The organism is Pseudonocardia sp. MH-G8 (assembly GCF_002262885.1).
In the GTDB taxonomy this organism is placed as follows: domain Bacteria; phylum Actinomycetota; class Actinomycetes; order Mycobacteriales; family Pseudonocardiaceae; genus Pseudonocardia.
The window spans coordinates 86251-112801 of sequence record NZ_NKYF01000007.1; the positions used below are offsets into that span (position 1 = coordinate 86251).

Below are 26551 nucleotides of genomic sequence, written 5' to 3' on the forward strand. Positions count from 1 at the left end.
GGAGGTACCAGTGAAGGCGATCGTTGCGACGGATCGGGCCGCGGAAGCAGCCGGGATCACACTCGCGGAGCGGCCCGAGCCGACGCCGGCGATCAACGACGTCGTCGTTGAAGTCCATGCGTCGGGGTTCGTTCCTGCGGAGTGGGAGTGGCCCTCGACGTGGGTCGATCGCCTCGGTCACGATCGAGCCCAGGCGATCATCGGCCACGAGTTCGCCGGAGTCGTCTCCTCTCTCGGCTACGGCACGACGGGATTCTCGCCGGGGCAGCGGGTGTTCGGGATCACGGACTGGCACCGCGAGGGAACCCTGGCCGAGTACGCGGCTGTGGAGGCACGCAACCTCGCGCCGCTGCCGGGGGACGTCGGCTTCACGGTGGGTGCGAGTCTGCCGATCTCCGGCCTGACCGCGTGGCAGGGCCTGTTCCGGCACGGCCGTCTTCAGGCGGGGCAGAGCGTCCTCGCGCACGGCGCCGCCGGCGCGGTCGGGTCTGTGGTGACACAGCTCGCCCGGGAGTTCGGCGCCTACGTCATCGGGACCGGGCGGGCGGCGGACCGCCGAGCGGCGCTCGACTTCGGCGCGAACGAGTTCCTCGACCTCGGCCACGAGGATCTTGGCGACATCGGCGGGGTCGACCTGGTCTTCGATGTCATCGGCGGGGACGTCCAAAGGCTCTCGGCGGGCATCATCCGGCCTGGCGGGACGCTGGTGTCGGTTGTCGGGCCCGTTGAGGCTCGCCCTGCCGAGGGCCTCGCGATCGACTTCGTCGTCGAGTCCGTCCCGAGTCAGCTGGTGGAGATCGTCGACCGGGTGCGGGACGGGCGCCTCCGCACGCACATCGGAACCGTCGCGACCCTCGACGACGCCGTCCCTGCGCTGAACCCGACCGAGCGGCGCAAGGGCAAGACGGTCGTCCGCGTGCGCCCCTGAGCACTGCCCGAGTACTAGGGCCGAGTACTAGGGCCGCCCCTGCGGTTCCGCGCGCATCGAGCCGTGCAACTGCAGGGCCAGCTGCATCTCGAGGACGCTGGGCGGGGCGCGCCATCCCGCCCCGCCCAGCACGTGGTCGATCCGCTCCAGGCGCTGGTAGACGGTGTTCACGTGCACGCCGAGTTCGTCGGCGGTCGCCTGCGCGTTCTGGCTGTGCGCGAAGTAGCGGTCCGCGGTCTCGACGAGCTGCGCCTCGTGGTCGCGGTCGTACCGCAGGAGCGGTCCGAGCGCGCGTTCCCGCAGGCGGTGCACGTGCTCGGGGGTGGCGTTCTCGAGCACGCGGCCGAGCACGCCCAGCTCGGCGATGTCGGCGCCCTCCCCGGCGCGGCCCAGCGCGACGAGCAGGCGCTGGCACCGGCCGGCCGCCCGGTGCTGGCGCCGGGTCTCGGCGGGGGAACCGGCGGGACCGGCGCCGCCCGCGGTCACCGTGCGTCCGGTCGCGACGGACAGCTGCGCCGCGGCCGCCCGGGCCGCTGTGGCGGGGGTGGAGCCGGGCAGCAGGAGGACGGGGTGGCCCGCGTGCTCGCCTGCGATGCCGCCTGCGCGGGCGGCGTGCGCGGTCGCCGCGGCGAGGAGCGCGCGCCTCGGCAGGCCGGGGGCGGCGAGCACGACGACGGTGTGCGGCTGTTCCAGCACGTGCACGCCGAGGCGGTCGGCCCGGCGCCGCAGCGTCGCCGGGTCGGGTGGCCGCTCGGCCAGCAGGTCCTCGACCAGCTCGGCCCGCAGCTCGTGGCCGATCATCGAGGTGCGGCGCTCCATGAGCATCAGGAGCGCGGCGGTCTGCGCGGCGCGCTCGAGGGTGCGGGCGTCGGTGTCCGGGTCCGGCCCGGTGGCGGCCCTGGCGAACAGGAGCCGGCCGAAGATCTCCGCACCGGCCCGCACCTCGGCCGCCCGCACCTGCTCGGGGCGCGCCGTCGGCAGGTCCTCCGGGCGGAGGCCGGCGCCCACGCGCGCACCGGAGAGGACGGCGCCCGTGCTCGCGACGAGCGCCACCGTGCCGCCCAGGATCCGGGCCAGGGTGCGGGTGAACTCGGGCAGGCCGACGCGGGTGAGCGCCATCGGCATGAGCTGCTCGTGCGCGGTGCTCGCGCGCTCGAGCGCCGCGCGTTGGGCGCGCAGGCGGGTGTTCGCCTCGCGGAGCTGCGCCGAGGACGCCTGCACCTGCTCGAACAGCCGCGCATTCTCGATCACGATCGCCGCGTGGCCGGCGAGGGAGGTCAGCATCGAGATCTCGGCCTGTTCGAAGGTGCGCTCGCGGCGGTTGGCCGCGAAGAGCGCGCCGACGACCGTCGTCCCGCGCTTGATCGGGACGCCCGCGATGCTGACGATGCCGTCCCGGGCGACGGCCTCCTCGACCCGCGGGTCCCGGCGCACCCGCGGGTCCGTGCGGTAGTTCGCCGTGGCCAGCGGCTGCCCGGTCCCGATCACGTGGCCGCCGACGCCGAAGCCCGCCCGCTGGCGGATGTGGCGGATCCCCTCGGTGCGCGTCCCCGCCGTCACGCGCATGACGGCGTCGCCCGACTCGCCGTCGACGAGTGCGATGTAGCTCGAGTCGCAGGCGAGCAGCCGTCGCGAGCGGTCCACGAGCGCCGTGAGCACCGCGTCGCTGCTCTGCAGGGACGTGAGGTCGCGCGCGGTGCCGTACAGCGCGTGCGCCTCCCGCTCCCGTCGGTCCCGGTGGTCGAGCAGGGCGCGGATGCGCCGGGCGTCGGCCAGCGCCGGCGCCGCGGCCGACGGGTCGTGCCGGGCGCAGGCGAGGAGGGCGTCCAGCTCGGCGGTGGGGGCCTCGTCGGCCAGGAGCTGCAGGACGCGCGACAGCAGGTGCGCGCTCGCGGCGGAGCGGGTCGGCGCCTCGGCGGTGAGGGACATCGTCGGCCTCCGGTGGCGTGGGGTGACCGGGGTCAGGTGATGGTGAAACCGCCGTCGACGGCCAGCGTCTGGCCGGTGACGTAGCCGCCCGCGTCGCTCGCCAGGAACACCACGGCGGCCGCGAGCTCCGCGGGATCGCCGACGCGTCCGATCGGCACCCGCTGCAGCTGCCGGTCCAGGTAGCCCGGCTTGTACTGGTCGGTCATCTCGGAGGCGAAGAAGCCGGGCGCGAGCGCGTTCACCCGGATGCCGCGCCGCCCGCTCCACTGCTGGGCGAGGTCGCGGGTGAGCCCGATCAGCCCGGCCTTGCTCGCCGAGTAGGCCGCCTGCGGCAGCTCCGCCGTCGTGAGGCCGAGGACGCTGGAGATGTTGACGATGCTGCTGCCCGGGCCCATCACCCGGCCGCAGGCCTGCGCCATCCAGTAGCACCCGTTGAGGTTGAGCTCGACGACCTGCGCGAACTGGGCGACCGTCTCACGCGTGGCGGGGACGGCCGTGCCGATGCCCGCGTTGTTCACCAGCACGTCGACCCGGCCGAACGCGGCCATCGCGGCGTCGACGAGCGCTTGGCACTCCGGCTGCAGGCTCACATCGGTGGGGACGACGAGCGCCCGCCGCCCGGCGTCCTCCACGAGCTTGCGGGTGCCCTCGAGGCGGTCTGCGCGCCGCGCGGCCAGCACGACGTCGGCGCCGGCCTCCGCGAGGCCCTGCGCGAAGGCGACGCCGAGGCCCGACGACGCCCCCGTCACGATGGCGACCCGTCCGTCGAGCGAGAAGTGCTCCAGCAGTCCCGGCACCGGCCCTCCTTGGCAAATGACGATTAGCCGAGACTAGGGACGAGGGTGCCGCGTGGTCAACCACCGCGGCGAGTTCGGTGACTCGGCGTTAGCCGTCTCGGGTGAGTTGCTCGAGGGGGATGTGTTCGAGCACCCTGCGCAGCTGCAGGGCCAGCCGGACGTCGAGCGCTCCCTCCGGCTCGCGCCAGCGGCGGTGCCCCAGTACCCGGTCGATGCGGTCCAGGCGCTGGTAGACGGTGTTGGGGTGCACCTGCAGGGCGCGGGCCGCGGCGCGCGGGTTCTGCCCGGCCGTGAAGTAGGCGTCGAGAGTCTCGAGCAGGAGTGTGTTGTGCTGCTCGTCGTAGCGCCGCAGCGGCGTGACGCTCTCGGCGAGCAGGGCGCGCACCTGCGGTGGTGAGCTGCTGTCGAGCACCAGCCCGAGCACACCGAGGTCGGGCAGGGCCGCGCTCTGCCCCTCTCGGCCGAGCGCGAGCAGCAGCTGCAGGCAGCGCTCGGCCTCGCGGTGGCAGGCCCGGATCTCCGGCGCGGACGGCGCGGGCCCGGCGACGCCCGCGGTCACGGCGCCGCCGATGGCGCGGCCGAGCTCTCGGGCCATCGCGTGGCCCGCCTCGGGACCGACGCGGGGGAGGAGCACGACCACGCGCCCGGCGTGCTCGGTGGCCGGCCCGCCGGAGCGGGCGGCGTGCGCCGCGGCCCGGCCGAGCAGGTGGCGGCGGGGAACCTCCGGGGCCGTCAGCACGACGACCGTGTGCGGGACCCGGAAGTCCAACGCCCCCGAGCGGCGCGCGCGCCGCGTGAACGCCGTCCAGTCCGGCTCCCGCTCGGCGAGAAGGTCGTCGATGAGCTCGCCGCGCACGTTCTGCTCGGCCGCCGACACCTGCCGCTCCATCAACAGGAGCAGCGCGGCGGTCTGCGCGGCGCGTTCGAACGTCCGCACGTCGGCGTCGGGCATCGGGCCGGGGGCGACGAGCACGAGGTGGCCGAACGCGTCGTCGCCCGCCTGCACCGGCACCGTCCACGTTCCGCCCGCCGCGGGAACGGGCGCGGCGCCGACGGCGTCCGGGTGCGGTGCGGGCAGCGGGTCGGGCGGCACCGCCGGGCCCGCCGCCGCGAGGACCTCGCCGTCGACGCCGGCCGCGATCACGGTGCCGTCCAGCATCGCCGCGACGCGCTCGACGAGCTCGGTGAGGTCGGCCCCGCGCAGGGCCATCGGCATCAGCTGCTCGTGCGCCGTGCCCGCGCGCTCCAGCGCCCGGCCCTGCCGGGAGAGCTCGGCGTTGGCGTCGCGCAGCCGCTGCGCTGCGGTGTCGGCGACCTCGAACAGGCGCGCGTTCTCGATCACGATGGCCGCGTGGTCGGCGAGGGAGGACAGCAGCTCGATCTCCGACGGGTCGAAGGAGCGCTCGTAGCGGTTGGCGACGAACAGCGCTCCGATGACGTCCTCGCCGACGCGCAGCGGCACCCCGGCCATGCTGACGATCCCGTCCTCGACGACGGCGTCGGTGACCGCTGCGTCGCGCTGCAGGCGCGGGTCGCGCAGGTAGTCCGAGGTCGCGAACGGCTCCCCGGTCGCGATGATGCGGCCACCGACGCCGCTGCCGAGCGGCTGGCGCACCGACTCGATCGCCCGCGTGACCGTGCCGAGCGTGATCCTCATGTAGACGTCGCCGCGCTCGGTGTCGCGCAGCGCGAGGTAGGTGGCGTCGGTGCCCAGCAGCTGGCGGGCGCGGTGCACGATCGCGTCGAGGACGGCGTCGATGTCGCGCAGCGACGCGAGGTCGCGCGCCGTCTCGATCAGCGCGTGGGTCTCCTTCTCCCGCCGCTTGCGGTGGGCGAGCAGCCCCCGGATGCGGGCGGCCCGGCCGATCGCCACGAGCAGCTCGTCGCGGCCCGGGCCCGGCGCGCCCGCCTCCACCCGGGCCGCGAGCCGGTCGAACGCCTCACCGGGCGCCTCGGTGGCCAGTAGCCGCAGCAGCCGCGCGATCGTCTCGTCGGCCGTTCCGCCCGCACCGCGCGTCATCGCGACACCTCCCGCCGCCGTGCACGCTAACCCGCGTGGCGACCGCCGCGGGCGGATCCGACGGGCGGGGTCCGACGGGCCGGGTCAGACCGCGGCGCCCGCGCCGAACTTCGCGGCCACCCGTTCCTGGCTGACCTTCGGCGTCCAGCGGTCCTCCTCGTCGGCCCACACGTCGCGCAGCTTCGGGATCACGGATGTGCCCACGAGCCGGTTGTTCTCCGCGGCGACCTCCTCGGGCAGGTTCCCGACGTGCATGCACGTGATCAGCTGCCCGATCCGCAGCTCGGTGGCGAGCTCGCGGACGCGCTGCTCCACCCGCTCCGGCGTGCCGGCGATGATGTAGCCCAGCTCGTCGTACTCCCAGAACGACAGCTCGCCGCGCTGGGCCTTCTGGCGCTCCTGCGCCGACTGGGTCTTGGCCCGCGTGAGGTTGGCCTTGATCGAGGGCAGCGAGTTGTAGCCGGGCGGGGTGGCGAACTCCAGGGCGGTGGGGTTCTGCCGGTAGAAGTACTTCACCGCGTCGGCGTACTGCCGTTCCGCCTCGGCCTCGGTGTCGGCGCAGCAGATGATCTGCGTGAACGCCATCCGGTTCGGGTTCATGCTGGCGCCCTGGCTCTCGGTGTAGTCCCAGAACCCGCCGACGATCGGCGCCGCGCTCTGCTTGCCCGAGAACGACAGGTAGCCGTAGCAGTAGTCCAGCGCGTTCACGACGTCCCAGGTATCCGGGCTGCCGCTGCCCGGGATCCAGATCGGCACGTCGTCCTGCACCGGCCGCGGCCACGGGTTGACGTAGCGCAGCTTCGTGTACTTGCCGTTGAACGCGAACGGCTCGTCGGCCGTCCAGGCCTTGAGGATCAGCTCGCGGGCCTCGTGGAACCGCTCGCGCAGCTCGATCGGCGGCACCCCGTAGGAGAACGCGGTGTCCATCGGCGTGCCGAACACGATGCCCGCGATCAGCCGGCCGCCGGAGAGGGCGTCGATCATCGCCATCTCCTCGGCCACCCGGATCGGTGGGTTGTACAGCGCCAGCGAGTTGCCGCACAGCGCGATCGCGGCGTTCTCGGTGGTGGCGGCCAGGATCGAGGCGATCAGGTTGGGCGAGGGCGTCATGGCCAGCGAGGTCTGGTGGTGCTCGTTGAGCAGCAGCGAGTCCCAGCCGAGGCCGTCCGCCTGCTGCATCAGGCGGATGTACATGTGGTAGTCCTCGCCGACCTGGCGCGGGTCGGCGACCGACGCGGGCGGCGTCACCCACGAGCTGTGCACGGTGTCGCCGAAGTCCTGCGGCAGCTTCGTGTAGTACTGCTGGGCGAACCAGTGGAACTTCACGGTTGTCCTTTCAGGCCGCGGTGTTCGAGGCCACGGTGCCGACGAGGTGCGTCGACCGGGTGTCGGCGAAGTTGGCGACGTCCGCGCCGAGGGCCTTGCCCTCCGGGGAGCCGAGTGCGGCCTGCATGGCGGCGGCGTCGGCGAAGTAGAGCTCCGCCATCAGGTGGTAGGGCGCGGGCGAGCCGTCGGGGCCCGGGCCGAAGCGCGTCACCTCGACGCGCTCGATCCCCGGCACCTTCTCCGCGAGCGGGACGTGGGTGCCGAAGTAGTGCGCGTCGAACGTGTCGACGTCCGCGGGGACGTCGTAGAGGACGGTCAGCTTGATCATGGTCTTCCTCCTCGGAAGGTCAGGTCGTGGCCATCCCGCCGCCGTCGACGCGGTAGACCTCGCCGTTGACGAAGGCCGAATCGTCCGAGGCGAGGAACAGCACCATGTTCGCGATGTCGGAGGGTTCGCCGACCCGCGGCGACGCGACCCCGGCCAGCGCCTGCTGCGGCAGGTCGGGCACGGCGTCGAGCAGCTGCTGGGTGCGGATGACGCCGGGCGCGATCGCGTTGCAGCGCACGCCCTCCTTGCCGTGCTGCGCGGCGACGTAGCGGGTCAGCCCGATCACGGCGGCCTTCGTGGTGCCGTAGGCGGTGAGGGCCGTGCTGCCGCGCATGCCGCCGATCGAGGCCATGTTGACGATCGACCCGCCGCCTGCGGCGACCATGTGCGGCAGCGCGTACTTGCACACCAGGAAGATGCTGCGGACGTTCGTCGCGAACGCCCGGTCCCACATCTCCACCGAGGTGTCGATGACGGTCGAATCGGTGAACCAGGCGTCCGGGCCGACGAGCGCCGCGTTGTTGTGGATCACGTCGATGCGCCCGTGCCGCTCCAGCACGGCGCCGACCAGGTCCTGGATCGACTGCTGGTCGGTGGCGTCGAACCGGACGGCCGAGGCGGCGTCGCCGATGTCGGCCGCCGCCTTCTCCGCGCCGTCGATGTTGATGTCGCCGATGACGACCTGCGCGCCCTCGCGGGCCAGCGTCGCCGCGGTCTCCCGGCCGATGCCCGCCGCGCCACCGGTGACCAGCGCGACCTTCCCCGCCACGCGTCCCATCACGCCTCCAGGAACTTGTCGACGACGGTCACGAACTCGTCGACCTGCTCGACCATCGGGTAGTGGCCCGCGCCGTCGATCGTGGCGAGCTGCGCGTCCGGGACCAGGCGCGCGAGCTCCTCGGCGTAGGACAGCGGCAGCAGCCCGTCGGAGGTGCCGTGCACGACCAGCGTCGGCGCGGCGATCAGCGGCAGCCGCCGCCGCAGCCCGCGGTCGGCGATCGGCCACATGAACTTGGTGGCCGAGCCGAGGTTGCGGGCGGCGAACAGGATCGCCGCGTGCGGGTCGTCCGGGTCGGGGCGGAAGTTGCTCGGCTCGGTCTTCGGCGCCTCGCCGTGCCACTTGGCGCGCTTGACTTCCTCCGCGGCGCCGAACGGGTCGGGCGCGGGCTCCTCGTCGCGCCACAGCCCGAAGGCGTCGACGAGCACGAGCTTGCGCACCAGGTGCGGGCTGATCGCGGCGAGCTCGGCGGCGAACATGCCGCCGAGGGAGTGCCCGACCAGGTCGACCTGATCGAGACCCCACGACCTGACGAGCTCGCGCAGGAACAGCGTGACGTCGAGGACGTCGGTGAAGTGCTCGAAGCCGGTCGAGCGGCCGTAGCCGGGCAGCTCCGGCGCGAGGACGCGCCGGTTCTCGGCCAGCCGCGCCAGGAACTCGGCACCGCCGGGATGGCGCTCGTAGCCGTGCAGGTAGACCAGCGGGGTACCGCCGCTGCCGTCCTCCCACACGTCGACGTCGAACCGGCCGACGTTCGGGATCTCCAGGGTCGTCATGCCATGCCCTCCAGTAGCGGGTTCGGGTCAGAAGTCGGGGCCGAGGCCGCCGATCGGCGGCATCCCGGAGTGCGCCCACAGCCCGCCGTCGGCCACGACGTGCGTGCCGGTGACGAACGCGGACTCGTCGGAGGCGAGGAACAGCACCACGTTCGCGATCTCCTCGGCCCGGCCGTAGCGACCCATCGGGATCGCGTCGCGGATGTCGGACCAGATCTGCGGGGCGGCCTCGTGCAGCCGGTCGATGGGCGGGGTGCCGATCGGACCGGGGCAGACGGCGTTGCAGCGCACGCCCTTGCGGGCGTACTCGATGCCGGTCACCCGCGACAGGTTCACCACGCCCGCCTTGAGCACGTTGTAGGCGCCGAGCCCGAAGTCGCCTGCGAGCCCCGACACCGACGCGGTGTTGACGATCGAGCCGCGCCCCTGGGCCAGCATCGGGACGAGCGCGAGCTTGATCGCGTACCAGTACGAGGTGAGCCCGACGTCCAGCGAGCGCCGGAACCCGTCGAGGGTCAGGTCGCCCACCCGGCCCGACTCGAACGCGACGTGGTTGTTGTGCAGCACGTCGACCGTGCCGTGGGAGTCGAGCGTGAACGCGACCAGCCGCTCCAGCGCCGCCGGGTCGGCGGCGTCGGCGTGCACGAAGTCGATCGTGGCGCCGCCGGCGCGCAGCTCGTCGGCGACCACGGCGCCCGCGTCGGCGTCGATGTCGGCGATCACCACCCGGGCGCCCTCGCGGGTGAACACCCTGGCGGTCGCCGCGCCGATCCCGGAGCCGCCTCCGGTGATCACAGCGACCCTGCCGTCGAGACGCATGCCTCGTCCTTCCGCATCAGGTGGGGGAGTGCGGCGCACCCGGCGCCGTACCTCGAGTCTTGGTCAGCGGGGCGGGCCGGACAACGGAGCGCTGTCCACCCCTGCCCGGCCCGGGATGGGCAACGCTCTACCGGCTGTCCCCGGTGACGCCGACCCCGCGGAACGTCGGCGCGTACGCGGGCCGGTAGCCCTCGGGGAACACCGCGCGGTCGGTCCACGCGCTCGGCGGGACGTGCGCGTGCAGCGGGAAGCTCTTCAGGATCTTCTTCTCCTCCTCGATCATCCGGTGCATCGCCTCCACGCGGGCCTCGCGGCTGGAACCGGCGAGCGCGTCCATCCAGGCCTGCTGGAACTCCGGCGACGAGGTGTTCCACGGGTTGGCGTACTGGCCCGGCAGGCTCGCCTGGTAGACGGTCGTCGGGTCCTGGAACGGGGCGCCCATGCCGGGGAAGGCGTTGCCCTCCTCGCGCCCGTAGAAGGTCACGCCGGTGGTCGGCGACTCGACCACGCGGGTGCTCGCCCGCAGCCCGGCCTCGGCGAGCATCGGCACCAGCGCCTCGGCCACGGCCCGGTGGTCGTCGAGGCTGGGCACCAGCATCTCGAAGTCGACGCCGTCGGGGTGGCCCGCCTCGGCGAGCAGCTGCCGCGCCCGCTCGGGGTCGTAGCGGTGGGCCGGATCGTCGGGTGAGACATCCGGGTTGTAGGCCCAGTAGTCCGGCGGCATGTACTGCGCCACGGGTTCGCCGATGCCGAAGAACAGCCCCTCGACGATCGCCCCGCGGTCGACCGCGTGCTGCATGGCCTGCCGCACCCGGATGTCGTCGAACGGCGGTTTGCCGGTGTTCATGTACAGCGACATGATCGACAAACTCTTCGACGGCGCGGTGTTCAGCCCGGCCGCGGCGGCCTGCTCGGCCTGTGACGGGTCGAGGTAGGTCAGCTCGGCCTGCCCGGTCTGCAGCATGGTGAGCCGCGTCGGCGCCGAGGTCTGCACGAAGATCTCGTAGTGCGCGGCCTTCGCGGCCCCGGGGTCCCAGTAGCCGGGGTTGCGGTCGTAGCGGGTGACCTGCCCCGGGATGTACTCCGCGAGCCTCGCCATGCCGGAGCCGACCGGGTTCTGGTCGAGGTCCGGGTTGTCGAACGCCGCCGGACTGATCATGGACCCGGTGGTGCCGCTCAGCAGCGCGGGCAGGTTGCCGCCCGGGCCGCTGAGGTTGATGCGCGCGGTGTGGGTGTCGACCACCTCGACGCCCGCCACCCGGGCCAGCGCCCCCTTCTGGGTGCTGCCCTCCAGCGTCATCGCGCGCTCGATGTTGGCCTTGATCGCGGCTGCGTCGAACGGCGTGCCGTCGATGAACGTGACGTCGTCGCGCAGCGTGAGCACCAGGGCGGTGTCGCCGTCGACGAACTCCCAGGACGTGGCGAGCTGCGGCACGAGGTCGCCCTGCTCGTCCTCCATGATCAGCTGGTCGTAGACCAGCCGGAAGAAGATCATGTCCCACGGGTTCGCCGACTTGTGCGGGTCGAACGTCGACGGGTTCTGCACGAACACGTAGCGGAACGTGCCGCCCGGGTCGAGCACGCCGCTGCCGCCCGCGCCCGAGGTGGCCCGGCCCCCGCAGGCGGCCAGCACCAGCGCGAGCACCACGAGCAGCACGGCGGAGCGGGAACGTGGTGCACCCACGTCAGGCCTCCCTCGCGTCGGGGGTCGGGTCGGTCCGGAAGTCGGGTCGGCTCAGCCGGTGAACTGGCCGCCCGCCGGGTGCAGCATCTGCCCGGTCATGAACGACGACTCGCCGGTGGCGAGGAACAGGCACGCCGCGGCCTGCTCCTCCGGGGTGCCCAGGCGGTTCATCGGCGTGATGCTCATGGCCGCGCCGTAGGCGACGGCGTTGTCCTCGATCCCGCCGATCATGGGGGTGGCGGTGTAGCCCGGTCCGACGGCGTTGACCCGGATCCCGGTGGTGGCCAGTTCCAGCGCCATGACCTTGGTGAGCATCCAGACGCCCGCCTTCGACACGCAGTAGGGCGACGCGCCGGCGAGGGGGATCTTCGCCGCGCTAGAGGCGATGTTGATGATCGCGCCGCCGCCGCCCTGGGCCAGCATCTGCCGGGCCAGCGCGCGGTCGGTCATCATCACGCCGAGCACGTTGACGTCGAGCACCTTGCGGAACGCGTCGGTGTCGATGTTCACCACGTGCGTGGCGTCGCCCCCGGCCGCGCGGGTCTCCACGTTGCTCATCCCCGCCGCGGTGGCGATGCCCGCCGACGCGACGCCGACGTCCACGCGGCCGAACTCGGCCACCGCGGCGGCCACCAGCGCGTCGCAGTCGGCCTCGCTCGTGGTGTCGGTGCGGACGAACACCGCCCGCCGCTCCAGCTTCTCGACCAGCCGGACGGTCTCCGTGCCGTCGGCGAGGTCGCCGAGCACGACGTCCGCGCCCTCCTGCGCGAACCGCACAGCGGTGGCGCGGCCGATGCCGCTGGCCCCACCGGTGATCACCGCGATCTTGCCCTGCAACGCAGTCCCCATCAGATGTCCTCCCTCTCCTCGTGTCGGTCGGCGCTCACGGGAGCACGACCACCTTCACCGAGCCGTCGACGGCGTGCTGCGTCGCGAACGCCTCGCCCACGCGGGCGAGCGGCACCCGGTGGCTCACCAGCGGGGCCACCTCGACCAGGCCCTCGGCGAGCAGCCGGAACGCCTCGCGGGCGTCGGCGGCGGTGTAGGCGAAGCTGCCGAGCAGCCGCAGCTCCTTCTGCACCACCGTGTTGACGTCCACCGGCGGCGTGCTGCTGGTCAGCCCGGCCAGCGCGACCGTGCCGCCCGCCCGGGTCACGGTGGTCGCGGCGGCGAGCACCGGCAGCGCCCCGGAGCACTCGAAGAACGCGGCCACGTTGCCGCCCTGCTGGTAGGGCGAGACCGATGTCCCCCAGCGCTCGAGCAGCGCGTCGCGCAGGTCGCCGTCGCGCACGTCGAGCACGGGCGCGCCGGTGGCGGCCGCCGCGGCGAGCCGGGCCGGAGAGACGTCGACGCCGAGCACGTCGGTGGCGCCGTACGCGAGCAGCACCCGCAGCACGCACTGGCCGATCGTGCCCAGCCCGGCGACGACGAGCGGGGTACTCAGGTCGGGGCCGGCGTGGCGCACCGCGCGGACCGCGACCGACAGCGGTTCGAGGAACGCTCCCTCCTCGAAGGTCATCGCCTCCGGCATCCGGAACAGCCGCGTGCCGACCACCGCGTCCGGCACGAGCACGGCGTCCGACAGCCCGCCGCGGGCGCTGCTGCGCATGTCGCGGCACAGGTTGGTGCGCCCGGCCGCGCACTGCGGGCAGGTGCCGCAGGAGCCCATCGGGTTGACCGCCACGCGGTCGCCGACCGCGAGCCCCGCCACCTCGGCGCCGACCGCCCGGATCGTGCCGGCGAACTCGTGCCCCATCGGCGCGCCGGAGGAGATCCACGCGCCCTCGGCGTACGCGTGCACGTCGGAGCCGCAGATCCCGCACGCGCCGATGTCGAGCACGGCGTCACGTGGTCCGGGCTCGGGGTCCGGCACCTCGACGAGCCCGACCGCGCCGACGCCCTGCCACACCGCCGACCTCATGCCGACACCTGCGTCCGATGCCGGCGGGCGAGCGTGCGCACCGACGCCCCGGCGAGCGCCGGGCCCGCGGTGTGCAGGTGGCAGGCGACCTCGCCGGACCCCTGCGCCGGGGTGAGCCGCGGGACCTCCGTGCGGCAGACGTCCATCGCGTAGCGGCAGCGGGTGTGGAACCGGCACCCCGGCGGCACCTGCGCCGGGTCCGGGGGATCGCCTGCGAGCACGATCCGCTCGCGGCTGCGCTGCACGTCCGGCGCGGGCACAGGCACCGCCGAGAGCAGCGCCTCGGTGTAGGGGTGGGCCGGGGCGTCGAACACGCGCGCGGTCTCGCCGTGCTCGATGATCTGCCCGAGGTACATCACGGCCACCCGGTCGGAGATGTGGCGCACCACCGACAGGTCGTGGGCGATGAACAGGTAGGTCAGCCCGATCGCCGCGGACAGCTCCTCGAGCAGTTCGATGACCTGGTTCTGGGTGGACACGTCGAGCGCGCTCACGGCCTCGTCCAGCACGAGGATCTTCGGGTCGGCGGCGATGGCGCGGGCGATCGTGAGCCGCTGGCGCTGCCCGCCGGAGAACTCGTGCGGGTAGCGGGTCATCGCGTCGGGCGGCAGCCCCACCCGCTGCAGCAGCTGCGCGATCCGCTCGGTCCGCTCCGCGCGCGGCAGCCGCAGGTGCACGTCGATCGGCTCACCGATCGACTCCCGCACGAGCATCGACGGGTCGAGCGAGGAGTACGGGTCCTGGAACACCATCTGGATGTCCCGGCGCGCGGCCCGCATCTCCTTCGGAGCCAGCCCGAGCAGCTCGCGGCCGTCCAGCCGCACCGACCCGCCGCTGGGCTCGACCAGCCGCAGGACCCCGCGGGCGGTGGTGGACTTGCCGCAGCCCGACTCGCCGACCAGCCCGAGCGTCTCGCCTGTGTGCAGCGCGAAGCTCACCCCGTCGACGGCGTGCAGCGGCGGTGTGGCCCGGCGGAACGGGGCCTTGCGCGGGGCGAAGGTCACCTGCAGGTCGGTGACCTCGAGCAGCGGTCCACTCATCGCGTACCTCGCAGGGTCAACTCGGGGTGCCGGAGGCACCGGGTGGCCCGGCCGGGAGCGACCGGTTGCAGGACGGGGTCGGTGTCGCACGCGTCCGCGGCGTAGGAGCAGCGGGGATGGAAGCGGCAGCCCGCGGGGAACGCGCCGACGGACGGTGGCGCACCCGGGATGGTCGACATCGCCGCGGCGGGCCGGTCCATCCGCGGCATCGCCGCGAGCAGGCCCTCCATGTAGGGGTGCCGCGGCGTCCGGAACAGCTCGTGCACCGGCGCCGACTCCACGATCTGCCCCGCGTACATGACGAGGACCTGGTCGCAGACGTCGGCGACGACGCCGAGGTCGTGGGTGATCACGATGACCGACATGCCGCGCTCGCGCTGCAGCTCGCGGAGCAGCTCCAGGATCTGCGCCTGCACGGTGACGTCCAGCGCCGTCGTCGGCTCGTCGGCGATGATCACGTCCGGGTCGCCCGCCAGCGCGATCGCGATCATGACCCGCTGCCGCATGCCGCCGGAGAACTCGAACGGGTACTGCCGGGCGCGGCGCGCGGGGCTGGGCACCCCGACCCGGTCGAGCAGCTGCACCGCCCGCGTCGCCGCGGCCCGGCGCGGCATCCGCTCGTGCCGGCGCAGCACCTCGGCGATCTGGTCCCCGACGGTGAACGCGGGGTTGAGGCTGCTCATCGGCTCCTGGAAGATCATGCCGATCTGCGGGCCGCGGACGTCGGCCATCTCGCGCGGGGTCAGCGTGCTGAGGTCGCGGCCGAGCAGCCGCAGCGTCCGCGCCCGCACCCGCGACTGCTTCGGCGGCATCAGCCCGGCGATCGACAGGCACGTGACGCTCTTGCCCGAGCCGGACTCGCCGACCAGGCCGAGCGTCTCGCCGCGGCCGATGCGGAACCCGACGCCGTCGACGACGGTGGCCCAGCCGCTGCCGGTGAGGACCTCGACCTCGAGGCCGTCGACCTCCAGGGTGGGGTCGGTCGTGCTGCCGGTGCCGCTCACGACTGCTCGGCGGCGCTGTGCTCGTCGAGCAGGTGTTCGGCGTGCCGGGCCTCGGGCTGGTCGCCATCGGCGCGGTCACCACCCGCGACGTCCCGGTGATCCAGGGCATCGTGCTGGTCGCCGTCGTGGTGGCCATGGTCTGCAACCTCCTCGTCGACCTCACGTACGGCTACCTCAACCCGAAGGTGCGGCCCCGATGACGCGCAGCGAACCCCCCTCCCCCGCCGCGGCAGCCGCCGCGCACGGCGGCGGCGCCTGGCAGGACTTCCGGCGCCGGGTCGGCCGCAACCGGGCCGCGATGGTCGCGCTCGGCGTCCTGTCCTTCCTCGTGCTGGTCGCGCTGGTCGGGCCGTACGTCACGCCGGCGGACCCGAACGACCAGAATCTGCGGGGGGTGCTGCAGGGCCCGTTCTCGCCCGGTCACCTGCTCGGCACCGACCAGCTCGGCCGCGACATCCTCAGCCGGCTGATCGTCGGCACCCGGGTGTCGCTGTTCGCGATCTGCCTCGCGCTGGTCGTGGCGATGGCGATCGGGGTGCCGCTCGGGTTCCTGTCCGGCTACTCCGGCGGCCGCTTCGACGCCCTCGTCATGCGCCTGAACGACGCGGCGATGAGCTTCCCGCCGCTGCTGCTGGCGATCGCGCTGGTCGCGGTGCTCGGCCCGAGCCTGCGCAACGCGATGTTCGCGGTCGGGATCCTCATGGCGCCCCGGTTCCTGCGGCTCGTGCGCGGCGTGGTGCTCGGGCTGCGGGAGGAGACCTTCGTGGAGGCCTCCCGCAGCATCGGCACCCCGACGCGGCTGATCGTCTGGCGGCACATCCTGCCCAACACCCTCTCCCCGCTCACCGTGGCGATCGCGGTCACCGCGGGCTACGCGATGCTGTCGGAGGCCGGGCTGTCGTTCCTGGGCCTCGGTGTGCAGCCCCCGGACGCCAGCTGGGGCTCGATGATCCGCGAGGGCTTCCTCTACTACGGCCGCTCGCCGTGGCTCGGCATCTTCCCGGGCGTGCTCATCGCCCTCACCGTCTTCACGTTCGTGACGCTCGGCGACGGGCTGCGGGACGCGCTGGGCCGCGAGGAACGGAGCGAGCGCGGTGATCTGCAGGCCGAGCACCGTGACCAGCGGGACGCTCGCGTTCTTCAGGACGTGCTTGCCGATCACCATGCGCTCCCGCAGGCCCTTCGCCCGCGCGGTGCGCACGTAGTCCTGCTGCAGCACGCCGATGATCGACCCCCGCAGCTGCCGCGTGCTCTCGGCGGCCGAGGCGATCCCGAGCGTCAGCGCCGGCAGCAGGATGTGGCGCAGCCAGGCCGCCGGGTCCTCGTCGAGCGGGACGTAACCGGTGGCCGGCAGCCAGCCGAGCGCGAGGCTGAACACGAGCACGAACACCAGGCCCAGCCAGAACGACGGCAGCGCGATGCCCAGCGAGGAACCGACGGTCGCGACGCGGTCGATCCACGTTCCGCGACGCAGCGCCGAGACGATCGCCGTCGGCACCGCGATCACCAGCGAGATCAGCAGCGCCGTCGCGGCGAGCGAGATCGTCACCGGCAGGCCGTCGCCGATGGACGTCGCCACCGGGCGGCTGGTGTACAGGGAGGTGCCCAGATCGCCCGCGAGCGCCCCGGTGACCCAGTCCCAGTACTGGACCAGCACCGGCCGGTCCAGGCCGAGCCGTTCGCGCACGGCCGCGACCTCCGCGACGGTGGCGTCCGGGCCCGCGATCGTGGCGGCGGGATCACCCGGGATCAGCAGGACGAGCCCGAACACCACGAACGTCACGAGCACGAGCACCGGTAGCGTCGACAGGACGCGCAGGACGAAGAACTTGAGCACGGGCGCAACCTCCTCGATGAAGTCGTCCCTCGTGGCCGGGCATGCGGGAGCGCCGGGCGCAGGGGCGCCCGGAGGGTCGCCGATGGTGGGAGACCGGCGGGTGCCGCCCTGCCGCGTGACCTGCGGCAAATCCTCTGCGGCTGAACGGACGTTAAGGGTTCGGGTGGAGGTTCCGCAATGCACCGTCCGGCATCTCCGCGGGTTCTCGGCGAACTGTGGAGAGCTGACCGGGACGTCCCGGCCGGAAGTGTGCGGGCCTCCATTGTCCGGCCCCGGAGCGCCGCTCACGATGGCGACGACCGACGTCGACGGCTCGTCCCGAGGATGGTGCAACGGTGAAGTTCCACTGGTTCGCGGAGGTCACCCACAGCGGCCTGCCGGACGCGTTCCCGGCCCCGGGCCAGGGCGCCTGGGTGGACAGCCCGGTCGATCTCGCCGATCCCGAGCGGGTCGGGGAGGACTACCGGATGTTCATCCGGATCATGCAGCAGGCCGACCGCGACGGGTTCGACGGGCTCGCGGTCAACGAGCACCACCAGACCCCGTTCGCGATGACGCCGTCACCGAACCTGCTCGCCGCGAGCGTGGCCGGCTCCACCGAGAACGCCGCGATCCTCGTGATCGGCGACTCGCTCGCGCTCTACAACCCGCCCACCCGCGTCGCCGAGGAGCTCGCCTACCTCGACTGCCTGTCCGGCGGGCGCGTGATCGCCGGCTTCGTGTTCGGCACCCCGATGGACTCCGCGTACGCGTACGGCCGGCCGCCGGTCGAGCTGCGCGAGCGCTTCCACGAGGCCCGCGAGCTGGTGCTGCGGGCGTGGGAGGAGCGCGAGCCGTTCGCGTTCAACGGGCGCTACACGCAGCTGCGCCACGTCAACGTCTGGCCCCGGCCCGTCCAGCAGCGTCCGGCGATCTGGGTGCCCGGGTCCGGCAGCGTGGAGACCTGGGAGCTCGTGACGCGGGAGAACTACTGCTACGGGCACCTGTCGTTCTCCGGCCTGCGGTCGGCGAAGCCGCTGGTCGACGGCTACTGGGACTACGTCGCCGCCCACGACGGTGACCTCAACCCGCACCGGATGGCGTTCACCCAGCTCGTCTGCGTCGCCGACAGCGACGCCGAGGCCGAGCGGAAGTACGAGCGCGCCGTGAAGTACTTCCAGCGGGTCAAGGACCCGGCGATGCGCTTCGCCACCCCGCCCGGCTACACCTCGTCCGAGTCGCTCGCGAAGACGCTGCAGCGGGTGAACGCGCCCGCCGCGCTGGAGGACAAGCGCCGCGCCACCCGCGGCGAGATGAGCTTCTGGGAGTACGACGAGAAGGGCTACATCATCGCCGGCACCCCGGACCGGGTCGCCCAGCGCCTCCGCGAGCTGGCCACCGAGCTGCGGGTCGGGCAGCTGATCGCGTCGCTGCACATGGGCGACCTGCCCGAGGAGACCGCCGCCGAGAACACCCATCTCTTCGGCACGAAGGTGATCCCGCAGCTGCGCGACCTCTGGGCCGACCAGCCCGACCACTGGACCCCCGCCGTCTCGCAGCGGCGCATCGCCGCGCGCGCGGGCGTCCCCGCACCCGTCGGAGGGAACTGAGCATGCCCACCACCAGCGTGAACGGCGTCGACCTGCACTACGACGCGGCGGGGGACGGCCCGCCCCTGCTGTTGATCTCCGGGCTCGGCTCCAGCTCGCTGGCCTGGGCGCTCGCGGCCCCGCGCCTGGCCGAGCGGTACACCGTGATCACGTTCGACAACCGGGGCACCGGCCGCAGCGCCGTGCCGCCCGGCCCGTACGCGATCGACCACCTCGCCGACGACGCCGCAGGCCTCGTCGAGCACCTGGGGCTCGGCCCGGTGGCCGCGGTCGGCTGGTCGCTGGGCGGGTCGGTGCTGCAGTCGATGCTGATCCGGCACGGCCGGCTGCTGTCCTCGGCCGTGCTGCTCAACGCCTTCCCGTCCTACACACCGATCCAGGACGCGTGGCTGGACGCCGGTCTCGCGCTGCGCCGCGCTGGCGTCGACCCGGTCGCGATCGGGATCACCGGCATGCCGTGGGTGTTCACGCCGCGGCTGCTGTCCGACCACGGCGCCGCGCACGCCCAGGCCGAGCTCGCCCGCCAGGACCCGCACCCGACGACGCTCGCAGGGTTCGAGGCGCAGGCGGCCGGGCTGCGCGTCTACGATTCCCGGCCCGACCTGCCCAAGGCCGAGACGCCCACGCTCGTGCTCACCGGCGCGGAGGACGTGCTCACCCCGGTGGCGCAGTCGGTGGAGATCGCCGGCCTCATGCCGAACGCCACGCTGCAGGTGCTGCCGCGCGGCAGCCACGCGATGATCGTGGAGTACCCGGACGACACGCTCGCCGCGATCACCGCCTTCCTCGCCGCGCGGGCCGGCGCGTGAGCCGCCCGCTGCACGTCGTCGGCCTCGGCGGCACGGTCCGCACCGGCTCCTCCAGCGAGCAGGCGCTGCGGATCGCGGTGGCGCGCGCCGCGGCCCAGGGCGCCACCACGCGCGTGTTCGCCGGCGCCGAGCTGGCCCGGCTGCCGATGTACGCGCCGGAAGCGGGGGACGGCGGGCCGGTGGCCCGCGACCTCGTCGAGCACCTGCGCCGTGCCGACGGCGTGGTCGTCGCATCACCGGGCTACCACGGCTCGATCTCCGGGCTGGTCAAGAACGCGCTGGACTACACCGAGGACATGCGCGACGACGCGCTGCCCTACCTCGCCGACCGGTCCGTCGGGCTGATCGTCACCGCGTACGGCTGGCAGGCCGCGGTCACCACGCTCAGCGCGCTGCGGGCGATCGTGCACGCGCTGCGCGGCTGGGTCACCCCCTACGGGGCGGTCGTGAACTCGCAGCAGACCGGCTTCGCCGACGGGTGCTGCAGCGAGGTGCGGGTCACCGAGCAGCTGCACACCGTCGCCGACGAGGTGGTGCGCTTCGCCGACCTCGTCGCCGCGCGCCGCCACCAGGTCCTCTCCGGCCCCCAGCCCGCGGAGCGGTGATGGCCGAGGTACTGGGAACCGCCGCCGCGGAGCTGGTGGCGGGCCGTCCGGTGCTGCTGCTCGACGACTGCGCCGACGTCCCGACCGGCGTGCTCCTCGTGGCGGCCGAGCGGGTGGACGCGCGCGTGATGGCCTTCCTGGTGCGGGAGTCCAGCGGCATCGTCTGCGTCGCGATGACCGGCGAGCGCCTCGACGCGCTGCGCGTCCCGCCGCTGGCCGCCCGCGACGCGGGGCCTCTGACCTCGGCTTTCGGCGTGGCCGTCGATCTGAAGGACGGGATCACCACCGGGATCTCGGCCCGCGACCGTGCGCTCACCGTCCGCGCGCTGGCCGACCCGGCCACCCGGCCCGCCGACCTGGTCCGGCCCGGGCACGTGCTGCCGCTGCGGGCGCGCGACGGGGGCGTCCTGGAGCGGGCCCGCCCGGCCGAGGCCGCCGTCGAGCTGTGCACGTCGGCGGGGCTCGCTCCCGCCGCCGCGCTCGCCACGGCCGTCGACGAGGCCGGGGAGGTGGCCGGGCCTGCCGCACTGACCGCGCTCGCCGAGCGGGCCGCGCTGCCCGGCGTGCGGGTGTCGCAGGTCGTGGCGGCCCGCCGGCGCGCCACGCCCCCGCTGCGGGCCGGGGCGAGCGCGGCCCTGCCGACCGCGCACGGCGTGTTCCGCGCCCTCGGGTACGCCGGCGACGGCGCCGAGCACCTCGCCCTGGTGCGGGGGGACCCCACCGGGCCGGCGCCCGTGCCGGTCCACGTGCACACCGAGTGCGTGGCGGGCGACGTAATGGGCTCGCTGCGCTGCACGTGCGCGGCGCGGCTGGACGCGGCGCTGGCCGCGATCGACGCCGCAGGCCGCGGGGTGCTCGTGTACCTGCGCACGCGGGCGGCTCCCGGGGTCGGCCCGGTGCACGCGCTGCGCGGCTGCGCGGTGCCCGGCGCGGACACCGCGGCACCGGCGGCGCAGGTCCTGCGCGACCTCGGCGTCCGCAGCGCGCTGCTGCTGGGCGAGGACACCGGCGACGGCGCGGGCCTGACCGCATCGGGCATCACCGTCGCGGGGCACCGGCGGCTGCTCGCCGCGCCCGCCGCCGACGCGGGGTGAACCCGTGCTCGCTGCGGCCGCGGCCGGGCGGTGCGAGGCTGGACCCATCGGACGACCTGATCGGTCGAGAAGGAGGACATCCGTGACTGCGGCGCCCGCCCCGGAACCGCTCGGCGCCCTGGAGGCGCTCCACTCCACGCCCGCGCGGCGCTACCTCGCGCCCGACCCGATCCCCGACGACGTGCTGCGCGCGGTGCTGGACGCCGCGATCCGCGGGCCGTCCGGAGGCAACGCGCAGTCCTGGGGCTGGGTCGTCGTCACCGATCCGGCGCTGAAGGCCCCGGTGGCGGGGTGGTACCGGGAGAACTGGGAGCGGGCCTACGGGTCGCGGCGGGCGCAGATCCTCGCCGCCCCGCCCGGCACCGAGGGTCTCACCCCGCGCGGCTACCTCGGCGCCGAGCACCTCGCCCACCACCTGGAGGAGGCGCCGGTGTGGGTGTTCCCGGTGCTGCGCGGCGCCGCGGACGCCACGAACCCCCGAATCGGGTCCTCCATCTACGGGGCGGTGCAGCAGCTCGTGCTCGCCGCCCGCGCCTACGGCATCGGCACCTCGCTGACCACCCTGTACGGCGGTCACGAGGACGAGCTGCGGGAGCTGCTCGGCCTGCCCGCCGACGCGCTGACGATGGCCCTGATCCCGATGGGCTACCCGGCGAAGGGCCGGTGGGCGCAGCCGAAGCGGCGCCCGGTGGAGGACGTCGTGCACTGGAACCGGTGGGGCACGCCGCCTCCCGCCGCGGGAGGACGGGGATGACCGATCTCACCGCCGATCTCACCGCGCTCTCGTTCGAGCCGCTCACCCCCGTGTCCTACCTCGACCGGGCGGCGTCGGCGCACGGCGAGCGCACCGCCGTCGTCGACGGGGAGCTCCGCTGGACGTACGCGCAGCTGCACGACCGGTGCCGCCGGCTGGCCGGGGCGCTGGTGCCGCTGGCCGGTGGGCGGCCGGTGGCGGTGCTCGCGCCGAACAGCCACGTGCTGCTGGAGGCGAACTTCGGGGTGCCGTGGGCGGGTGTGCCGCTGGTGGCGGTGAACACCCGTCTCGCGGCGGCCGAGGTGGCCTACATCCTCGAGCACTCCGAAGCCGGCGTGCTGGTGCACGACCCCGTCTTCGACGACCTGGTCGACGCCGCGGTGGCCGGGCTGGCGGATCCGCCGCGGCGGATCCGGGCGGGGGAGGAGTACGAGCAGCTGCTGGCCGACGCGACGCCGTCGGCGGTGTACCCGGCCGACGAGCGGGCGCTGTTGTCGATCAACTACACGTCCGGCACCACGGGCCGTCCGAAGGGCGTGATGTACCACCACCGCGGTGCCTATCTGCAGGCGCTGGCGATGGTGGGGCACACCGGGCTGTCGCCGTCGGCGGTGCACCTGTGGACGCTGCCGATGTTCCACTGCAACGGCTGGTGCTTCCCGTGGGCGGTCACGGCCGCGGCCGCTACCCACGTGTGCCTGCCGAAGGTCGACCCGGCGCAGGTGTGGCGGTTGATGCGGGTCGAGGGTGTCACGCACCTGGAGGGCGCGCCGACGGTGCTGTCGATGCTCGCCTACGCCGCCGAGGCCGTGCCGCTGGAGCGCACGGTCCGCGTCGCCACCGGGGGCGCGCCGCCGTCGCCGGCGATCCTGCGCCGGATGGGCGAGCTGGGATTCGACGTCACGCACCTCTACGGTCTCACCGAGACGTTCGGGCCGGCGATGATCTGCGACTGGCGCCCGGAGTGGAACGACCTCGACGGCGAGGCGCAGGCGAGGCTCAAGGCCCGCCAGGGCGTCGGGAACATGATCGCCTGCACCGCGCGGGTGGTCGGCGACGACGGCGCCGACGTGCCGCCCGACGGGGCGACGATCGGGCAGATCGCGTTGCGCGGCAACAACGTGATGCTCGGCTACTTCAAGGACCCGGACGCGACGCGCGCTGCCGCCCCGGACGGCTGGTTCCGCACGGGCGATCTGGGTGTCGTGCACGCGGACGGGTATGTGGAGCTGCGCGACCGCAGCAAGGACGTGATCATCTCGGGTGGGGAGAACATCGCCTCCGTCGAGGTCGAGCAGGCGATCATGGAGCATCCGGCGGTGCTGGAGGCAGCGGTGATCGCGGTGCCCGACGAGCAGTGGGGCGAGGTGCCCGCGGCCTACGTGACGCTGCACGAGGGCGCCGCGGTCAGCGAGGCCGAGCTGGTGGAGTTCGTCCGCGGCCGGCTGGCGCGGTTCAAGGCGCCCAAGCACGTCGAGTTCGGGGAGCTGCCCAAGACCTCCACCGGAAAGATCCAGAAGTACGTGCTGCGGGAGAAGGCCTGGGCCGGGGTGGAGCGGCGGATCCAGTAGCGGGGCCTCAGGCCACGGCGCCGAGCAGCCGCAGCGCGAACTCGGTGTACTGCCAGGCCACCGCGTTCTCGTCGAGCTCGCCGTCCTCGCGGAACCACACCGCCACGCCCATGCCGAGGTCGAGGATCGCGTAGGAGGCCAGCCGCGGGGAGGCCACGGTGAACCGCCCCGCGTCGACGCCGTCGGTGATCAGCGCGCGGAAGCCCGCCTCGTAGTCGGCGCGGCGGGCGAGCACGGCCGCCCGGTGCGGCTCGACGAGGCTGCGGATCTCCCGGGTGCCGACGAACGCCTCCATCCGGTGCCGGGCGTGGTAGCGCACGTGCGCGTCCACCGACCGGCGCAGCCGTTCCACCGGGTCCGTCGTGGTGGCGACGGCCGCGCGGTGGGCGTCGAGCAGCGCGTCCATCGTGCCGGTCATGATCTGCACGAGCAGGTCCTGCTTGGACGCCACGTGCTTGTAGAGGCTCGGGCCCCGGACACCCACGGCCGCCCCGATGTCGGCCATCGTGGTGGCCGCGTAGCCGAGGCGGGTGAACAGCTCCAGCGCGGCGGCGCGGATCTCGGCCGTACGAGCCGTGGTCGCGGTGGTCATCGGTTCCCCTCTCGGCTAGCAGAGCATAGCTGGCGGCCTGTGGGAAGCGCCGCGCCCTCTTGACCTCTCACCGTGCATGCGCTGCGATCGTGGCTAATAACCGTTAGCTCGTAGGAGGCGCCGTGCCCGTCGATCTCACCCCCGACCCCGCCGTCGCGGAGCTCGCGAAGCGCACCGCCGCGTTCGTGCGCGAGGTAGTCGTGCCGGTGGAGGTGCGGCACGCCGGCGTCGTGCGCGACGACGCCGTGCGGGCCGAGCTGCAGCGGGCCGCCCGGGAGGCCGGGGTGTTCGCCCCCCACGTCGGAGTGGAGCACGGCGGGCACGGGCTGGACATGCGCGGGCGCGCCGCCGTGTTCGAGGAGGCCGGCTACTCGCTGCTCGGGCCGCTCGCGCTGAACATCGCCGCGCCGGACGAGGGCAACATGCACCTGCTCGAGGCCGTCGCCACGCAGGAGCAGAAGGAGCGCTACCTGGCGCCGTTGGCGGCGGGGGAGGTCCGGTCGTGCTTCGCGATGACCGAGCCCGCTCCCGGCGCCGGATCGGACCCCGCCGCCCTGACCACCCGCGCGGAGAAGGTGACCGGTGGTTGGCGGATCGACGGGCGCAAGTGGTTCATCACCGGTGCCGACGGGGCCGCGTTCGCGATCTGCATGGCACGCACCTCGGGCGCGCCGGGCGACCGCGGTGGCGCCACGATGTTCGTCGTCGACGCCGACAACCCCGGTATGACGTTGGTCCGCCACATCGACACGCTCGACGAGAGCCTCTACGGCGGGCACCTGGAGGTGGCGTTCGAGGGCTGCGTGGTGCCCGACGACGCGGTGCTCGGCGCGGTGGACGAGGGCTACCGCTACGCGCAGGTGCGGTTGGGCCCGGCACGGATGACGCACTGCATGCGCTGGTTGGGCATCGCGCGGCGGTCGCAGGACATCGCGGTGGCCCGGGCGCGGGAGCGGGAGCTGTTCGGATCGCGGCTCGCCGACCTCGGCATGGTGCAGGCGATGATCGCCGACAACGAGATCGACGTCGCGGCGAGTCGCGGGCTGATCCTGCAGGCCTGCTGGGAGCTCGACCGGGGCGGGTCCGCCGCGCAGGCAACGGCGATCGCGAAGACGTTCACGGCGGAAGCCGTCTGGCGGGTGGTGGACCGGGCGGTGCAGATCTGCGGCTCGCTGGGGATCTCGGGCGACGTCCTGCTGGGCCGGTTCCTGCGCGAGGTGCGCCCGTTCCGGATCTACGACGGCCCGTCGGAGACCCACCGGTGGGCGATCGCGAAGCGGGTGGCGGGCCGATGACCGCCTCCGTCGCCGGGCTCGACCTGCCCGCGCTGCAGGCCTGGTTCACCGCGCAGGTCCCCGGAGCGGGCGAGCTGGAGGCCGAACTGATCGCGGGGGGCCGGTCCAACCTCACCTACCGGCTCACCGACGGCCGCGCCACCTGGGTGCTGCGCCGCCCGCCGCTGGGCGGGCTGACCCCGTCGGCGCACGACATGGCGCGGGAGTACCGGGTGGTGGCCGCGTTGCGCGACAGCGGGGTCCCGGTGGCGGGCGCGGTCGCGCTGTGCGAGGACCCGGACGTGATCGGCGCGCCGTTCGCGGTGGTCGAGCACATCTGCGGGCTCGTGGTGCGCACCCGCGCGGAGCTGGACGCGCTGAGCGACGCCGACGTCCGGCGCTGCGCGTTCGCCCTCGTCGACGTGCTCGCGCGGCTGCACGCCGTCGACCCGGCAGCGGTGGGCCTCGCCCGGTTCGGTCGCCCGGAGGGCTACCTCGCGCGGCAGGTCCGGCGCTGGCGCGACCAGTGGGGCCGGGTGGCCACCCGGCCGCTGCCCGACGTCGACGCCCTGCACGCGCGGCTCGCGGACGCCTGCCCGCCGGAGAGCGGGGCGTCGATCGTGCACGGGGACTTCCGGATCGACAACGCCATCCTCGACGGCGGCGACCCGGGCGTGGTGCGCGCGCTCGTCGACTGGGAGATGGCCACGCTCGGCGACCCGCTCGCCGACCTGGGCCTGCACCTGGCCTACGCGGACCCCGCGTTCGACCCGGTGCTCGGCGGTTCCGCCGCCTCGACCAGCCCGCGACTCCCGGCCGCGGACGAGGTGGTGGCCCGCTACGCCGCCGCGTCCGGACGCGACGTCTCCGGCATCGCCTTCCACCTCGCGCTGGGTTACTTCAAGGCCGCGGTGATCGCCGAGGGCATCCACGCGCGGCACGTCGCGGGCCGCACGGTGGGCGAGGGGTTCGACACCGTGGGTGCGGCCGTCGCCCCGCTCGCCGCGGCCGGGCTCGCCGCCGCCCGGGCCGTTGACAGCGCCACCAGGAGCAGCGATCCTGCGTGCTGAACGATC

General features: G+C 73.9%; 24 protein-coding genes and 2 pseudogenes. 11 read left to right on the forward strand and 15 right to left on the reverse strand.

The window, feature by feature from the left end:
- Positions 1–10: 10 nt before the first annotated feature.
- Positions 11–928 carry an NADP-dependent oxidoreductase gene (locus CFP66_RS18380; RefSeq protein WP_094925812.1) on the forward strand — a complete coding sequence of 306 codons (918 nt, stop codon included), beginning with the start codon at positions 11–13 and terminating at the stop codon, positions 926–928.
- Between the two features lie 27 nt (positions 929–955).
- On the opposite strand, the gene CFP66_RS18385 is transcribed toward CFP66_RS18380, so the two are convergent.
- The 13 genes from CFP66_RS18385 to CFP66_RS18445 all read right to left on the reverse strand — a co-directional run bounded on the left by CFP66_RS18385 (position 956) and on the right by CFP66_RS18445 (position 15350).
- Positions 956–2857 (reverse strand): GAF domain-containing protein, encoded by a 1902-nt coding sequence (locus tag CFP66_RS18385; protein ID WP_094925814.1) that lies wholly within the window; start codon positions 2855–2857, stop codon positions 956–958.
- A gap of 32 nt (positions 2858–2889) precedes the next feature.
- Positions 2890–3654 (reverse strand): SDR family NAD(P)-dependent oxidoreductase, encoded by a 765-nt coding sequence (locus CFP66_RS18390; protein ID WP_094925816.1) that lies wholly within the window; start codon positions 3652–3654, stop codon positions 2890–2892.
- Positions 3655–3742: 88 nt separating this feature from the next.
- Entirely contained in the window at positions 3743–5674 is a 1932-nt protein-coding gene (locus CFP66_RS18395; RefSeq protein ID WP_094925818.1) for a GAF domain-containing protein, read from the reverse strand.
- An 84-nt stretch (positions 5675–5758) separates the two neighbouring features.
- A complete protein-coding gene (locus CFP66_RS18400; protein WP_094925820.1) occupies positions 5759–7000 on the reverse strand; it encodes an LLM class flavin-dependent oxidoreductase in 1242 nt (413 codons plus the stop codon).
- A gap of 10 nt (positions 7001–7010) precedes the next feature.
- Positions 7011–7328, reverse strand: coding sequence for an EthD family reductase (locus CFP66_RS18405; protein ID WP_094925822.1), 318 nt, complete (start codon positions 7326–7328; stop codon positions 7011–7013).
- Positions 7329–7347: 19 nt separating this feature from the next.
- Positions 7348–8106: an SDR family NAD(P)-dependent oxidoreductase gene (locus CFP66_RS18410; protein ID WP_233159526.1), complete on the reverse strand. Its 759-nt coding sequence runs from the start codon at positions 8104–8106 to the stop codon at positions 7348–7350.
- Positions 8106–8882: an alpha/beta fold hydrolase gene (locus CFP66_RS18415; RefSeq protein ID WP_094925826.1), complete on the reverse strand. Its 777-nt coding sequence runs from the start codon at positions 8880–8882 to the stop codon at positions 8106–8108. The genes CFP66_RS18410 and CFP66_RS18415 overlap by 1 nt, the downstream gene beginning before the upstream one ends.
- Before the next feature lie 27 nt (positions 8883–8909).
- Entirely contained in the window at positions 8910–9701 is a 792-nt protein-coding gene (locus CFP66_RS18420) for an SDR family NAD(P)-dependent oxidoreductase (RefSeq protein WP_094925828.1), read from the reverse strand.
- 127 nt (positions 9702–9828) lie between these two features.
- Positions 9829–11385: an ABC transporter substrate-binding protein gene (locus CFP66_RS18425; protein ID WP_143517298.1), complete on the reverse strand. Its 1557-nt coding sequence runs from the start codon at positions 11383–11385 to the stop codon at positions 9829–9831.
- A gap of 51 nt (positions 11386–11436) precedes the next feature.
- Positions 11437–12234: an SDR family NAD(P)-dependent oxidoreductase gene (locus CFP66_RS18430; RefSeq protein ID WP_094925832.1), complete on the reverse strand. Its 798-nt coding sequence runs from the start codon at positions 12232–12234 to the stop codon at positions 11437–11439.
- A 34-nt stretch (positions 12235–12268) separates the two neighbouring features.
- A complete protein-coding gene (locus CFP66_RS18435) occupies positions 12269–13306 on the reverse strand; it encodes a zinc-binding dehydrogenase (protein WP_094925834.1) in 1038 nt (345 codons plus the stop codon).
- Entirely contained in the window at positions 13303–14346 is a 1044-nt protein-coding gene (locus CFP66_RS18440; protein WP_094925836.1) for an ABC transporter ATP-binding protein, read from the reverse strand. The genes CFP66_RS18435 and CFP66_RS18440 overlap by 4 nt, the downstream gene beginning before the upstream one ends.
- Positions 14343–15350, reverse strand: coding sequence for an ABC transporter ATP-binding protein (locus CFP66_RS18445; RefSeq protein WP_094925838.1), 1008 nt, complete (start codon positions 15348–15350; stop codon positions 14343–14345). Before CFP66_RS18445 ends, CFP66_RS18440 begins: the two co-directional genes overlap by 4 nt.
- A gap of 17 nt (positions 15351–15367) precedes the next feature.
- Here CFP66_RS18445 and CFP66_RS18450 point away from each other — a divergent pair, with 17 nt between their 5' ends.
- Together CFP66_RS18450 and CFP66_RS50335 are read left to right on the forward strand one after the other, a co-directional pair.
- Complete coding sequence (locus CFP66_RS18450) at positions 15368–15550, forward strand: ABC transporter permease subunit (RefSeq protein ID WP_198961533.1); 183 nt, start codon at positions 15368–15370, stop codon at positions 15548–15550.
- A gap of 98 nt (positions 15551–15648) precedes the next feature.
- A pseudogene (locus CFP66_RS50335) lies at positions 15649–16365 on the forward strand (ABC transporter permease); the annotation flags it as partial.
- A gap of 84 nt (positions 16366–16449) precedes the next feature.
- On the opposite strand, the pseudogene CFP66_RS50340 reads toward CFP66_RS50335, so the two are convergent.
- Positions 16450–17475: pseudogene (locus CFP66_RS50340) on the reverse strand (ABC transporter permease); the annotation flags it as partial.
- Positions 17476–17522: 47 nt separating this feature from the next.
- Here CFP66_RS50340 and CFP66_RS18460 point away from each other — a divergent pair.
- From CFP66_RS18460 to CFP66_RS18485, 6 genes are all read left to right on the forward strand, one after another.
- Entirely contained in the window at positions 17523–18776 is a 1254-nt protein-coding gene (locus tag CFP66_RS18460) for an LLM class flavin-dependent oxidoreductase (protein WP_094925845.1), read from the forward strand.
- A gap of 2 nt (positions 18777–18778) precedes the next feature.
- On the forward strand, positions 18779–19585 hold the full coding sequence (locus tag CFP66_RS18465; protein WP_094925847.1) for an alpha/beta fold hydrolase: 807 nt from the start codon (positions 18779–18781) through the stop codon (positions 19583–19585).
- Complete coding sequence (locus tag CFP66_RS18470; protein ID WP_094925850.1) at positions 19582–20190, forward strand: NADPH-dependent FMN reductase; 609 nt, start codon at positions 19582–19584, stop codon at positions 20188–20190. Before CFP66_RS18465 ends, CFP66_RS18470 begins: the two co-directional genes overlap by 4 nt.
- Positions 20190–21284 carry a 3,4-dihydroxy-2-butanone-4-phosphate synthase gene (locus tag CFP66_RS18475; RefSeq protein ID WP_094925853.1) on the forward strand — a complete coding sequence of 365 codons (1095 nt, stop codon included), beginning with the start codon at positions 20190–20192 and terminating at the stop codon, positions 21282–21284. The genes CFP66_RS18470 and CFP66_RS18475 overlap by 1 nt, the downstream gene beginning before the upstream one ends.
- Before the next feature lie 82 nt (positions 21285–21366).
- A complete protein-coding gene (locus CFP66_RS18480) occupies positions 21367–22038 on the forward strand; it encodes a nitroreductase family protein (protein ID WP_094925856.1) in 672 nt (223 codons plus the stop codon).
- Entirely contained in the window at positions 22035–23609 is a 1575-nt protein-coding gene (locus tag CFP66_RS18485) for an acyl--CoA ligase family protein (protein WP_094926244.1), read from the forward strand. Before CFP66_RS18480 ends, CFP66_RS18485 begins: the two co-directional genes overlap by 4 nt.
- 7 nt (positions 23610–23616) lie before the next feature.
- On the opposite strand, the gene CFP66_RS18490 is transcribed toward CFP66_RS18485, so the two are convergent.
- Positions 23617–24201, reverse strand: a complete 585-nt coding sequence (locus tag CFP66_RS18490) for a TetR/AcrR family transcriptional regulator (protein WP_094925858.1) — start codon at positions 24199–24201, stop codon at positions 23617–23619.
- A 122-nt stretch (positions 24202–24323) separates the two neighbouring features.
- Here CFP66_RS18490 and CFP66_RS18495 point away from each other — a divergent pair, with 122 nt between their 5' ends.
- Positions 24324–25496, forward strand: coding sequence for an acyl-CoA dehydrogenase family protein (locus CFP66_RS18495; protein WP_094925861.1), 1173 nt, complete (start codon positions 24324–24326; stop codon positions 25494–25496).
- Complete coding sequence (locus CFP66_RS18500) at positions 25493–26545, forward strand: phosphotransferase family protein (protein ID WP_094926247.1); 1053 nt, start codon at positions 25493–25495, stop codon at positions 26543–26545. Before CFP66_RS18495 ends, CFP66_RS18500 begins: the two co-directional genes overlap by 4 nt.
- Positions 26546–26551: the final 6 nt, after the last annotated feature.

Bases quoted from the DNA above. Each gene is read 5' to 3' on its own strand.
- CFP66_RS18490 (WP_094925858.1), bottom strand. From the start codon at position 24,201: ATGACCACCGCGACCACGGCTCGTACGGCCGAGATCCGCGCCGCCGCG.
- CFP66_RS18395 (WP_094925818.1), bottom strand. From the start codon at position 5,674: ATGACGCGCGGTGCGGGCGGAACGGCCGACGAGACGATCGCGCGGCTG.
- CFP66_RS18465 (WP_094925847.1), top strand. From the start codon at position 18,779: ATGCCCACCACCAGCGTGAACGGCGTCGACCTGCACTACGACGCGGCG.
- CFP66_RS18430 (WP_094925832.1), bottom strand. From the start codon at position 12,234: ATGGGGACTGCGTTGCAGGGCAAGATCGCGGTGATCACCGGTGGGGCC.
- CFP66_RS18385 (WP_094925814.1), bottom strand. From the start codon at position 2,857: ATGTCCCTCACCGCCGAGGCGCCGACCCGCTCCGCCGCGAGCGCGCAC.
- CFP66_RS18485 (WP_094926244.1), top strand. From the start codon at position 22,035: ATGACCGATCTCACCGCCGATCTCACCGCGCTCTCGTTCGAGCCGCTC.
- CFP66_RS18435 (WP_094925834.1), bottom strand. From the start codon at position 13,306: ATGAGGTCGGCGGTGTGGCAGGGCGTCGGCGCGGTCGGGCTCGTCGAG.
- CFP66_RS18405 (WP_094925822.1), bottom strand. From the start codon at position 7,328: ATGATCAAGCTGACCGTCCTCTACGACGTCCCCGCGGACGTCGACACG.
- CFP66_RS18420 (WP_094925828.1), bottom strand. From the start codon at position 9,701: ATGCGTCTCGACGGCAGGGTCGCTGTGATCACCGGAGGCGGCTCCGGG.
- CFP66_RS18475 (WP_094925853.1), top strand. From the start codon at position 20,190: ATGGCCGAGGTACTGGGAACCGCCGCCGCGGAGCTGGTGGCGGGCCGT.
- CFP66_RS18500 (WP_094926247.1), top strand. From the start codon at position 25,493: ATGACCGCCTCCGTCGCCGGGCTCGACCTGCCCGCGCTGCAGGCCTGG.
- CFP66_RS18410 (WP_233159526.1), bottom strand. From the start codon at position 8,106: ATGGGACGCGTGGCGGGGAAGGTCGCGCTGGTCACCGGTGGCGCGGCG.
- CFP66_RS18415 (WP_094925826.1), bottom strand. From the start codon at position 8,882: ATGACGACCCTGGAGATCCCGAACGTCGGCCGGTTCGACGTCGACGTG.
- CFP66_RS18440 (WP_094925836.1), bottom strand. From the start codon at position 14,346: ATGAGTGGACCGCTGCTCGAGGTCACCGACCTGCAGGTGACCTTCGCC.